Below are 12274 nucleotides of genomic sequence, written 5' to 3' on the forward strand. Positions count from 1 at the left end.
TTGTATTGTAAACTCATTCAATTCTAAAGAGGGAGATTATTAGTATGAAAAAGTTTATGCTTTCTACGTTAGTACTTTTATTTATTTTAGGTTCTTATGGTTCAGCATATGCCTCAGATTTAAATTCTTCTAGCATAGAAGCTCGTATTGATCTATTGTATAAGGAAAGAGCTTCGGTAATGGCTGAGAAGAAAGAGGGTTATCTTGAAAAGTATGAATTACTAGGCATAAAGTTACGAGCTCTTGGGGTAGAGTTTCTCACAGAGGAACAAGTTCAGGAAAAGATGCGTATTGCGGAAAAGTCTGGAGATGCTGGTGCTTTGATAGATGTACCAAGTTCAAATACCATCGTGTGGTCCAGTTTTAGAAATCGTTTTGTTAAAAATGGTACAGAATATGAAGTCCAACATCTAACAGCAGAGCCGAATAGTAGTCAATCTAATCTTAAGGGGACGGGTATAGTTGCATTACAAACTTCAAGGTCATGGCAAGCGGGAGCTTTGGGACTTGCGAAAACAGTCGCATTTGAAGGGGCTTCCAAAATATCTGGCGGTGTAGATATAGCTCTTACTGTATACGATGCAGTAGCGGATTTTGTTAAAGATGTGAACTTTGGGAGAAGTACAGAAATTTCAGATGTTAGAGCTAACTATACATGGTCATATACACAGACAGTAGATTTTATGTACGTAAAAAAATCTGGAACTGCTGATAGCTCTCAAAATTTAGCATTTGTATCTACAGCAGTATCTGGAATCTACAATTGGACTATTCCATCCTTCACTTACAAGTCAAATGGTGCTATTAAACAACCTAATCTAATTACAGGACAAAAAAGATTTAGTAGTACTTCTTCTGGACATAGAAATGGTTCTTTAGCAGTGGCAGCTTTTTTAGATACATTCCAGCCAAGGAATTCCTATGTAACTAGAATTGATCTGACGGGAGTGGAGAATAAAACGGTTAAAACGATTTCTCCTCTAGCTCCAATGTTCCCTTCTCAAGTAAGATAAGTGATGTGCTGATTAACTTATTGACCATTGGTGTGAACTGGAGGTTCTAATGACATATAAATCATCTATTCTGGTTATGTTGATCGTACTGCTGGTTGGTGGTGGTCTATTCGCTTATTTTTACAAGTTTCCTAAAGAAGTCAATGTTACACGTGAAGCTGTAACCTATGCACAGGTTGATCCGGAAACTACCGAATTAACTGCAATTAAGGTAGAAGGAACGATGTACCGTCCACTATTTCGTCAGTCTACGTTCGAAGGCAGAATTACAATCGAAGGTAAAGATTTTACAACAACTGGGGATATGATGACTATCTACGTAGCGGAAAGCCAAGGAGGCATTCATATGGGAAACCTTCATTATCTAAAATCAGGTGAACCCTTGGAAACGTTATGGCATGGACTAATTTGGTTTGATTCAACGTGGGAGAATATTAATCTGAATCTTGGCAGAGCAGGACAGACGTCAGACCAGAATTTTTATGTGGTCGCTACAGCTCGCAATCAGCAAGAAGCTTACGAAGTTCAAGCGCGTATGAGTGAGCAATTTGGAGACGGATTTGCTCCTCGAAACAACATAGAATAAATAGAAAGAGGGCCTTTCTCCGTTAAACGGAGAAAGGCCCTCTTTGCGGATTATACAAGTTAAAATAATTAAAGCTCTTAGCTAGCCAAAGGCAATGCTGCTTTAGTAACTTGAACCGTAATTGTCTCTGTGCTTGTTACGCCTGCGGCGTTGATCAGCTCAGCACGGTACGTATATGTTCCGTTAGCGCGACCGGACAATTCAGTTGTAGCACTTTGAGAAGCTGGTGTTGCCGCGTTCAACGCTTGTGTGTCAATCAATACATCATTCTCATAGAGACGGTATTCGGTTGCGTTTGTACCCCACCAGAGGTTCATGGATACGTTATAGTTGCCGTCACCATCCCAGTTGTTTTGGGACAACGTAGCTTTGCCTGGAGCGGCATGGGTTACTTGTACCGTCAGCTCGTCGCTGCGTGTAGTACCTTTGTCATTGGTCAGCTCGGCTACGTAAGTATATGTTCCGTTGGCTTTACCTGTAATTGCCGTTTTGGAGGACTGAGCCGATGGTGAAGCCGCAGTCAACTTCTGCGTATCGATCAGAACGCCGTTCTCATACAGCTTGTACTCGGAACCATTTTCACCCCACCAGAGGTTCATGCTTACGTTATACGAACCTTCGAACAGGCCTGTGGTATAACCATTATCAGAAGAAAGCACCGGTTTACCCGGTGCTCCCGCAGCTGGAGTGGAAGGCACTTCGCCTCCACCTTGATCTTCAGCAGGTACAAAATCATTCAAACTTCTAGGTTTCAATTGATATACGTCTTTGAAAATAGCGGAAACACCTGTGATATCGATTTTGTCACCAGCTGCATAAGGGAAGGAAGTCTCCGTCACACCTGTACGTGTATCTACACGGATATGTGTGCTTGTTCCATCTGCTGCTACGGCGTCGAATTCAAATGATCCAACCGGTGTAGCACTGATGATATTCTCGATCGTTACATCTTTCAGTTGAACCAGTTGACCCTGGTTCGCATCTGTAATTGCTGTAACTTCGATTGGAGCAGGTACGGAAGCCGTACCTGTTTTCTCAATCGCAACGATATCGGTAAGCTCGAACTCGCTGTTATAGATGGTTGTTGCTGCCGTTACCTTAACCTTGTCACCAGCATGGAAGCCGCTAGTGTGCTGGAACACGTAGATTCCGGCAGTTTCATCCTGAAGATAGAAGGCTTGTCCACCGAATGCACCCGGCTCTGTCGTCACAACACCTTCGATGGTTACGGTAGTGCCAACGGCTTTGGTGCGTGCTTCAGCAACTGTGATCGCTGCTGGAATCGGTCCTTCTTCTTCCGGAAGCTGTTCTGCTGGCACATTGCCAACGGTCACGGCATTGGTGATCAGGTTGCTGCCATTCAGACGCAGTCTCAAGCTGGCAGCGCCAGTTGTACCCGGTTTGATGCGGACGTTCAGATCTTTGATCGCGCGACCTTTGCTGTCCGAGGTTACACTGAATGTAGAGCTATAGCCGTACGAAGTCGGCCAAGTACCACTTTCATTCTGGATCATGGCTACCTGTGTTCCGCCAGTCAGATAGATACCGGCACTATAACCGGATACAGTTGTGTTTGGAGCCATATTCTCCACAACTACACGAATCTGGAAGTCTTCTGCATTCGGAAGTGTATCCTGTTTCACGAAGCTGTAAGCAGCGTTCGCGCTGGATGCAGGGCCACCGTAAGAGCCAGCCTTGAACGTGGAACGATCGTACCACTTGTATCCGGCAGCAGGTGCTGACCAAGGTTCAGCCTGTGGTTCTGTGGAGATCGCCGGCTCTTCGAATGGCAACAGCGCTGTAGCTGTGTCCAGTTCAAGTCCGTTCACTTCAGTCAGGCTCGTGTAGTTTTCTTGTGTAGCGAGCCAGTTCACGGTATTCACGAGCAAAACCGCATCATCGGCTTCTTTAAAGCCGTCATAAGTCGTTTTGCGTGTGCCAGTCTCTTCACGCAAGTATTTTGGCGATGCATCTTCTACTGGAGAGGAGTCACCAATGAAGGCAGCTTTACCTGCACCCAGCTTGGATACGGCTACATAAGGACCTTCTTCGATCCCGCCACCGTTGTAGACGCCTTGGTCCACCGCGTTATTCCATTTTGCGTTGGTTTTTGGCAGGTACACAATGCCTTTTGCCTTTTCCGGATCAGTGATCGCGAGGGTTGAACCGGCGTGCATGGCTACAGCCGATACGCCTTCTGTGATGCCGAAGGCTTGATCTGCCGGTACGACGATATTGGCGTTGATATCGCCAAGTGCGTTATAGCGGAATCGTACACCGAAGTTATCGGACAACCAGTCCGAACTGGTTACATTCTGCATCACTTCAGAATTACGCTCATCTGTGCTCATGCCTTTGGCCGGATCTTCGAATGCTCCCCGACGATAGCCGTTGATGACTTCAGAGCCATCCCAGCGGTTTTTGTTACGGTCGGCATTATAGTGATCTCCAACGAAGAAGATGCTGCCGCCCGTTTCAACATATTGTTTCAGTGCTGCCTGTTCGGATGTTTTGAAAGGAATTTGAGGCTCTGCAATAACGAATACGTTATACTCTTTCAGATCATCATAGGTAAATGGAGTTGTCTTACGAAGTTCTTTGACATAATAACCATCATTCGCGAGTGCATTCCCGAAGTCGGAGAAACCTCCATCAATGACCCAGTCTGCAGCTCCAGCCGTTTGGCCGTGAGAGTTGTCGAACAAGACTTTTTTGCCTGCATTTTGGTTCACAACCTTTGCCTGGATGAACGGTGCCGGGTCTGTCGGTCCTTCCGCATGAACCGATGCATCTCCGTTCCATAATCCGATCTGAAGCGGCAAAGCCATGGACAATGCCAGGAGTGATTTTAAAAATACTCCTCGCATACCTGTTAATTTACCCAACCAAATCCCTCCCAAATATTAGTTGATTCATGAGTTCGTCCATATTCTACCACATGAAAATCTCACATAGTCATAACAATTTGTAAAAATTAACTCGATATTTGTAAAGTTGGGTCTTTTGGCATATCCATAGGTATTTAGGTCTGTCTTCATTTAATCCATCTGCCATGGCATATCGATTTTGCGTAAACAAAAAGCCATCTCTTATGAGATGACTTTGGCACGAATTCGATTGACGGCATGGAAGACAGAGGATTTAATCATACCTTCACTGCGATTCACCAGCTCTGCCGTTTCCTTAATGGAGTATCCATGGATGAGGCGAAGTTCTAATATTTTACGATGTTCGGTGTTGTTAATATGGGAGACAAGATCATGAACACCTTCGCTAATTTCAAGGTGGGATGTATCGACGTGATGGGTAGGTACCTCCAGACGACTGTCTCGTCTGAGTGTACGAGTCCGCCTGCGGAAGCTGTCCATTGCCAGGTTACGGGCAATGCGTTTGAGATAATAGAGAAGCCGATCTTCAGGGATATCCACGGTAACATTCATTAGTCGAATGAAACAATCCTGTGCCAGATCTTCTGCGTCTTGCGGTTGTTTGACGATATGGGATAGATACCTTGTGATTTCTGATTTATAGTTGACATAAGCATCATTAATTTGTGTGCTGTTCATATGATGTGAATCCCCCTTGATACAGATCAGGCTTGGGTCCGGTCTGGTATGAGTCTCTTATGATCCAAGTATATCGGGAGGTTGTTTCCAAACCGTTCAGAGTTGTATCGGAGTTGTAACATTTCGTGCTTCCCTCTATTCAAGCATACGGCTTGGGATACAAAATATAGGCAGATGAAATTCATAGAGCAGGGAGATTACGAAGGTATCATGAGACAAAAAGAGATTTTAATTATTGAGGACGAGGAGTCCATTCGCGATATTTTGTCCTATTCGTTACGTAAGGAAGGATTTGAGATCAAGGAAGCAGCTACGGGTAAAGAGGGTCTGAATCTGCTTCGGGATTCGAAGCCGGATCTGATCCTGCTGGATCTGATGCTGCCAGACATGAGTGGTTTTGATGTGTGCAGACAACTATCTGTGAACTCCAAGATACCCGTCATCATGATTACCGCCAAGTCAGACATGCTGGATAAAGTACTTGGCATGGAACTGGGGGCGGATGATTATATCACGAAGCCTTTTGATATCCGTGAGGTGGTTGCGCGCATTCGGGCAATCTTTCGCCGGATTGATCTCATCAGCGAGACACTGGAGAATCAATCTTATGAGGTGGTCAGGCTCGGCAAGCATATTGAGATCCGCAAGGATGAACGGGAAGTGTGGAAAGACGGGGAACGGGCAGGACTTACGAATAAGGAATATGATCTGTTGTTATTCCTGGTGACCCATCACCGGAAGGTGCATACACGTTCTGAACTGCTGGACAAGGTGTGGGGATTTGATTTTGCGGGGGATACCCGAACCGTGGACATTCATGTGCAACGGATTCGCAAGAAACTGGATAGTGGTGTGCAAGGCATTTCGATGATTGAAACGGTATTCGGTGTGGGGTACAAGCTGAATATTCAGGTACAGACATGAAGTGGACGATCCAGTTCAAAATGGTGGTGCTATTCTCGGTCATTGTATTTATCGGATTCTCCCTTCTGCTGATTCTGTCCAATAAGGTGGCACAGGAGAATATGTACCGGGAAGTGCACGAGGACATGGTGCAATCGAAGAAAAACCTGGATATCGCACTGAATCAGTACTTTCTGATTCATAACAAACGCATGAGCAGAGACTCGCTCGAAGCAGGAAGCCGCGAACTTGCGGAGCAGATTGGTTCAGCCGTTGGGGGGGAGATTACAGTATATCGTCCCGATGCTTCGTCATACGGATCGGTTGGCAAGGAGGTTAACGTTGCTAAGCGGTCTGACCATCCTGATATGGAAGAAGCCAAACAATCCCGAATCGCGTACACCACAGTCGTGGATAAAGGCCAGGTCACTGCGAGTCTGTCCTTCCCGCTCCAGATGGATCAACAATTGATTGGAATCGTACAGATGGAGAAGGATTATACGGACTTGTTCAAACGTAACCTTCGTTTTCAAAATACGATCAAGCTGTTCGCAGCGGTTATTTTCGTATTTGTATTTATCGCATCCATCTTTATTTCCCGGAAAATTACACAACCCATCCGTGTACTCACGAAACGTTCTGCGGAAGTGGCCCAGGGGAGTCTGAATGCAGACATTGAGATTACCACCAAGGATGAGATCGGTGAACTGGCTTCAAGTTTCACCGTCATGATTGATCGGGTACGGGAGCAGATTGATGTGATTGAGCGGGAGCGGGACGAAGTGAAACAAGTGCAGGCGCGAAGTAAAGTCTTTTTTGACAATGTGACGCATGAATTGAAGACACCACTAACGACGATTCTGGGATATGCCCAGATTTTGCGGGATAACGGATTTACCGATCAGGACTTTTTTGACAAAGGCATGAATTATATTATCAAGGAAAGCCAGCGTCTCAACACGATGGTTGCTGATATTCTGGAGGTGTCTGTCTCGTCTGCGGTCATTCAGGCATATCGATTTGAACGTATAGATGTATCGGACATCATTCGCGAAGCTTGTGAGGACATGTCGATTAAGGCGGGCAAGTACAATATAGGCATCCACTATGAGCTGGAAGAACACCAGTATCTACAGGGAGATCGTGATAAGTTGAAGGAGGTCTTCCTCAACGTTCTGGATAACTCGGTCAAGTACAGTGATGTGAATTCAATCATTGAGGTGCAATCTTTCCGACTAGGTGATTCCATCGCCATTGTGATCCGTGATCAGGGAGAGGGAATTGGTGCTGAAGCACTTCAGCATGTATTTGAACCTTTTTACCAGGATAAAGGGATCCATAGGGCGGAGAAAGGCAGCGCCGGGCTCGGCTTGTCAATTGTGAAGAACATCGTTGAACGTCACGGAGGAACAGTGGAGATGAAGAGTATCGTGCGTCAAGGGACACAAGTAAATATCAGTCTTCCGGGGGAAATGAACGCATGAGACATTCCGGATTTTGGCGTAAAAACCGCGACAGATTGATGCTGTCAGGGTTGTTAATCGCATTTGTCAGCGGAATTTTCGGGATTGGCAGCCTGTTCAGTATCGCAAACCTCAAACCAAGAACCGTAATTTTGCCAGGTGAGCAATTCAACAGCCGTCTGGCGCCGCCACCGAGCAGTACAATTCAGATCGAGTCGGCTACCAAGATTCCGAATGACTTCGCGATCTTTGATTTTGAAGTGGTAGACCGGAACACGATTATATTAAATCAACTGGAATCTTCCTATTCTGGGCTTCAGCTGTCTCTCCTGCATCTGGATGATAATGAAGTGAAGAGTATTGCGAGTAATACGGATTACGGTGTAGCGATCAGCCCGGATCACAAGAAAATCATTTACTCCCAGTACAGGGCAGGTCAGACGCAGAAGACGACGTATGAATATGTGATTGAGAGCGGGGAACGTCGCAAGCTTCCGAACGACAACTCGTATTATAGAGTATTTGCAGGGAACGAATCCTACATCGGTCAGGATGATCTCTTATTTAAACAAGTCGATCTGAGCCAGGGGACGAGTCAGGTCATCTACACGTATGATGAGCTGATGAGCATGTTCACAGGGCCAGGACAAGGGAAAGGTTCGAATGATACGTTTATCGTTATGGATGTCTTGCAGGTCAGTGAAGACCTGAAGCAGTTTTATATGCTAGTGATGCTGAAAGACAATTACGCCATCTATCGTGTATCGCTTGAGGACGAGCATGAAGTGAAGGCGTATGCTGCAATGGAAGACATTCAACAATTCAAGTTGCTGAAAAGTGGTGACATGCTCATCCAGGGAACGATGAATAAGGTACAGGGGCTGTATCGGTATCGTGCAGCGCAGAAGCAGTATGATCTGGTATTAAAAGGTTCCATCTGGAACTTCGAACTGGATGCAGAGGAATCGCGAATCGCTTACTTTTATCCGATGGATAATCAGAATCAGAAGAATGAGTTGCATATTGCCTACCTGAATGACAGCAAGCTTTCGTCGGATACGGTGATCTATCGCAATATTGATAACTTCATCAATCTGAGATGGAATGACGATGAGCTATTTGCAGTGGGCAGCACGATGGATAAAAGTGAGATGTACCGCTTTAGTTTCAGAGCTTGGTAAGCAACGGAAGGTATTCGAATATAGGACCTTGGTCTGGATGGAGCTGGCGATAGCTACTCTACGGACAAGGTCTATTTGTTTTGACATTTTACAAGTTGGATACAACTCCGGCCAGCCCGGATACATCTCCATCCTATAATAAAAGGGAATGTGCTGCGCGAATCTATACATATTTAGCAAGTAGAAAGGAAGACATGCAGTAATGCTTCAAGTTGAACAATTATCCCACTCGTTCCGCAATGCCCATGGAACCGTGCCGGTGCTTCAAGACATCAACCTGACGATAGGTGAAGGCAAGATGGTCGCCCTGCTAGGCAGCTCAGGTTCAGGTAAGTCCACACTGCTGAATCTGATGGCGGGACTGATGAAACCGGATCAAGGCAAGATTCTAATCGCGGGACAAGATATTGTGCGTTTCAGTGAGAACCGCCTGGCCGAGTTCAGGCGCAGTCACATCGGGTTTATTTTCCAATCCTATGAGCTGCTGTCTAATCTTACGATCCGGGAAAATGTAGAGTTACCCTTGGTGTTTATGGGCATAAGCCCTTCGAAACGTAAAACAAAAGCATTAAAGCTGTTGGAACAGGTTGGATTGGGTGAAAAAGCAAACTTGTTCCCGTCCCAATTATCGGGCGGTCAACAACAGCGTGTCAGTATTGCACGCTCGCTCATTACCGAACCCTCGGTGATCTTTGCAGATGAGCCTACCGGGAATCTGGATACTGAGACGGAAGAAGAGATTATTGCGATTTTGCAGCAGCTCAACCGGGATATGAATACTACCTTTGTCATTGTGACACATGAAGCAGAGGTCGCCGAGCAGATGCAAGTCGTGCTGACACTGCAACATGGAATACTGGTCGAAGAAGCTGTAAGGGAAGTTTGAGGCAAAAGGAGAGGAATTGTGAGAATACGGGATGTAGCACGTATGGCCTGGGGACAGATCATTCGCAGAAAGATGGTCACACTGCTGTGCATGATGGGACTGTCCATCGGCTCTGCCGCGATGATCATTGCACTTAGTGTAGGGCAGTCCGTACAGACCTATAGCGAGAAAACATTGAACGACAATTACAAGATGGATGAAATTACGATTACGCCCAATGAGGGCATTCGTACGGGCAACAGCAAGGGGAGCGGCCAAACATCGAAGTTTGAACGGGGTGCGCTGACGTTGGAAAAAATACAGATTATCCAAAGACTTCCCCATGTTGTTGCAGTGGCTCCCATGTTAAAGCTGGATTCGCTCGAAATGGTGCTTCCGGATGGTCGCAGCACCTATGTTGAGGTCATTGGTACACAACTGGAGACCCTTGACGGGTTTGGATACACATATGCTGAGGGACGTGGGGCAGAGGATGGTCGTATGGCGGTGACCAGTTATGGGGCTGCATTCGGACTTGTGGACCCCAAAGTAACTCAAAAGTTATTCGAACAGTTGAATGCTGATCCATATAACAATGAACTATTGGAAGAGTATATGGAGATGTCATCGAAGCAGGATCAGCTCGTCCAGCAGAGTGTTCAGTTTCGATATGAAGATTTTGCGAATGCAAGCAAAACCAAAATGAGCGGCTCCATACGTGTATCTGGTGCGTTGACGAAGCCTTCCAACATGGATGAGATGAGTGCTCAAAACGATAAAAAAGTATATCTGCCGCTCGATACAGCTCGTGCATTGCAGGATGAGCTTGGATTACAGCAGGCAGACAGTACTGCCGCCAAGCATCTCAATTCGGCTCTGGTCAAGGTAGAGGATAAACGTTATGTATCCCAGGTTGAAGAACAGATCCAAAAGCTGACGTTAAACACACAGAGTAATCTGTTCCAGGAGGAAGCGATGGCAGGCCAACTGGCGATGTACCAAAAAGCGGCATTGGGTATCGGTGGCTTTATCATGCTGCTGGCCTCGCTGTCCATTATTGTAGCGATGATCATGTCTACGCATCAGCGGCGTAAACAGATCGGTGTAATGAAGGTGCTGGGTGCGAATCTGTGGCAGATCCGCCAGATGTTCATTACGGAAGCAGCCATGCTTGGATTGATGGGGGGCGTGGCGGGAGTAGGGATTGCCTTTACTGCCCTCGGCGGGGTGAACAGTCTGCTGGCGAGTCAGATGGCAGATCAGGCGAATGGCCCGATGACCGTGGCTATTCAGCAGTCCGCTTTGCCGCTCGGTATCGTATTTGCTGTTTTGGTGGGTATCATCTCTGGGATCTATCCGGCGATTAGTGCATCCCGGACCAATGCATTGACTGTGATCAAATCGATGTAATTTTATCAGTGAAAGGGAAAATGGGCACATGAAGAAATGGATTAAAATCATCATCACCGTTGTACTTTTGGCAGGTGTGGGGTACTGGTTGTATGATAAGTACAAGCCGAAACCGGAGGCGCCTGTCGAGATCCCGCCCCCAATTACCTTTGATGTTACACAGGAAACGATGACGCAATCGATTCAGGTGAAGGGGAAATCCGTATATACCGATCAGACCGATGTCTTCGCCCCGTATGCTTCCAACATCAAGCAATGGCATGTGAAAAGTGGTGAGCAGGTGAACAAAGGGGATGTCCTGTTTACTCTCGACACTTCCGCGTTACAAACGGAAGTAGAGCAGTTGCAGAGCGATCTGGAGAAAGCTCAGCTGGAAAATAAAATGAATCAGGTTAGCCTGGATCAGGCGAATATGAGCGAGTCGCTTGGCGTGACGGAAGAAGAGCGCAAGAAGGCATTTGCAGACCGGGAGGGCAAACGCCTGACAAATGAATTGAATCAAAAAGCGCTGGTCCTCAAGGAGAAGGAGATACAGAAAAAGCAGGCTGAGATGAGCAAGTCTGTTGTGTATGCTTCTGCTTCCGGTATATTTCAGATGAATGAAGAGGACAGCAAGACACGTGCGGTGACGGAAGGACAGCTAATCGGGTCCATAACGAACATCAGCAAACTGAAATTTATGACGATTGTTGGCGAGGAAGAGATGTTCAGGCTCAAGGTGGGAATGCCGGTTAAGGTGCGAATGACAGCACAGAAAGACCTGCAATTCACTGGAAAGGTGAGTAAGGTATCCAAATTCGCCCGCAAGAGTACCGATACGGACCTCAAGCAAGCTTCCCAGTTTGACGTGGTCATTGATCTGAAGCCGGACGCCAGAATGTATGGAGGCGTGAGTCTGGAAGGGGATATTGAGACAACGCGGAAGGACAAAGTGACCGTTGTATCCAGCCTGGCGATCATGCGGGATCAGACCGAACCGTATGTACTGTTAGACAAAGGCAATGGACAAACAGAGCCGTTGACCATTCAGACTGGAATGGAGTCGGGGGACAAGACGGAAGTGGTAAGTGGGTTAAAACCGGGAGATATCGTCGTTCTGCCCTAGACGAGCAGTCAATTCGACCTTAATCAACACGAGGTTCATTGTGGCATATTGCCAGGATGAACCTTTGGTGTGGTTTGGGGCAAGGGATGTCCAGATTCCTGCCTGAATTATGGAAAAAAATATAATTAAATTTAGTTAATTCAATTTACAGTAATATTTACATGTCGTATAATCAGAACATA

10 protein-coding genes are annotated in these 12274 nt (G+C 46.3%); 8 read left to right on the forward strand and 2 right to left on the reverse strand.

Annotated features, from left to right (window positions below; all coding sequences use genetic code 11):
* Positions 1–44: 44 nt before the first annotated feature.
* Entirely contained in the window at positions 45–1013 is a 969-nt protein-coding gene (locus tag AC1S8V_RS05375; protein WP_427435762.1) for a hypothetical protein, read from the forward strand.
* A gap of 49 nt (positions 1014–1062) precedes the next feature.
* Positions 1063–1599: a hypothetical protein gene (locus AC1S8V_RS05380; protein ID WP_482072749.1), complete on the forward strand. Its 537-nt coding sequence runs from the start codon at positions 1063–1065 to the stop codon at positions 1597–1599.
* Positions 1600–1676: 77 nt separating this feature from the next.
* On the opposite strand, the gene AC1S8V_RS05385 is transcribed toward AC1S8V_RS05380, so the two are convergent.
* Together AC1S8V_RS05385 and AC1S8V_RS05390 are read right to left on the reverse strand one after the other, a co-directional pair.
* The gene (locus AC1S8V_RS05385) at positions 1677–4466 is read right to left on the reverse strand and encodes a DUF5689 domain-containing protein (RefSeq protein WP_482072750.1); all 2790 of its coding nucleotides are present in this window, start codon (positions 4464–4466) and stop codon (positions 1677–1679) included.
* Positions 4467–4688: 222 nt separating this feature from the next.
* Positions 4689–5165: an RNA polymerase sigma factor gene (locus AC1S8V_RS05390; RefSeq protein WP_315938010.1), complete on the reverse strand. Its 477-nt coding sequence runs from the start codon at positions 5163–5165 to the stop codon at positions 4689–4691.
* Positions 5166–5375: 210 nt separating this feature from the next.
* Between AC1S8V_RS05390 and AC1S8V_RS05395 the strand changes: the two genes are divergently transcribed.
* From AC1S8V_RS05395 to AC1S8V_RS05420, 6 genes are all read left to right on the forward strand, one after another.
* Positions 5376–6089, forward strand: a complete 714-nt coding sequence (locus AC1S8V_RS05395; protein WP_347399689.1) for a response regulator transcription factor — start codon at positions 5376–5378, stop codon at positions 6087–6089.
* The gene (locus AC1S8V_RS05400) at positions 6086–7552 is read left to right on the forward strand and encodes a sensor histidine kinase (RefSeq protein WP_482072751.1); all 1467 of its coding nucleotides are present in this window, start codon (positions 6086–6088) and stop codon (positions 7550–7552) included. The genes AC1S8V_RS05395 and AC1S8V_RS05400 overlap by 4 nt, the downstream gene beginning before the upstream one ends.
* The gene (locus AC1S8V_RS05405) at positions 7549–8712 is read left to right on the forward strand and encodes a hypothetical protein (protein WP_482072752.1); all 1164 of its coding nucleotides are present in this window, start codon (positions 7549–7551) and stop codon (positions 8710–8712) included. Before AC1S8V_RS05400 ends, AC1S8V_RS05405 begins: the two co-directional genes overlap by 4 nt.
* Positions 8713–8914: 202 nt before the next feature.
* A complete protein-coding gene (locus tag AC1S8V_RS05410; protein ID WP_482072753.1) occupies positions 8915–9598 on the forward strand; it encodes an ABC transporter ATP-binding protein in 684 nt (227 codons plus the stop codon).
* An 18-nt stretch (positions 9599–9616) separates the two neighbouring features.
* Positions 9617–10987: an ABC transporter permease gene (locus tag AC1S8V_RS05415; RefSeq protein WP_482072754.1), complete on the forward strand. Its 1371-nt coding sequence runs from the start codon at positions 9617–9619 to the stop codon at positions 10985–10987.
* Positions 10988–11015: 28 nt separating this feature from the next.
* Positions 11016–12092, forward strand: a complete 1077-nt coding sequence (locus tag AC1S8V_RS05420; RefSeq protein ID WP_482072755.1) for an efflux RND transporter periplasmic adaptor subunit — start codon at positions 11016–11018, stop codon at positions 12090–12092.
* Positions 12093–12274: the final 182 nt, after the last annotated feature.

The organism is Paenibacillus sp. B46(2026) (assembly GCF_056786355.1).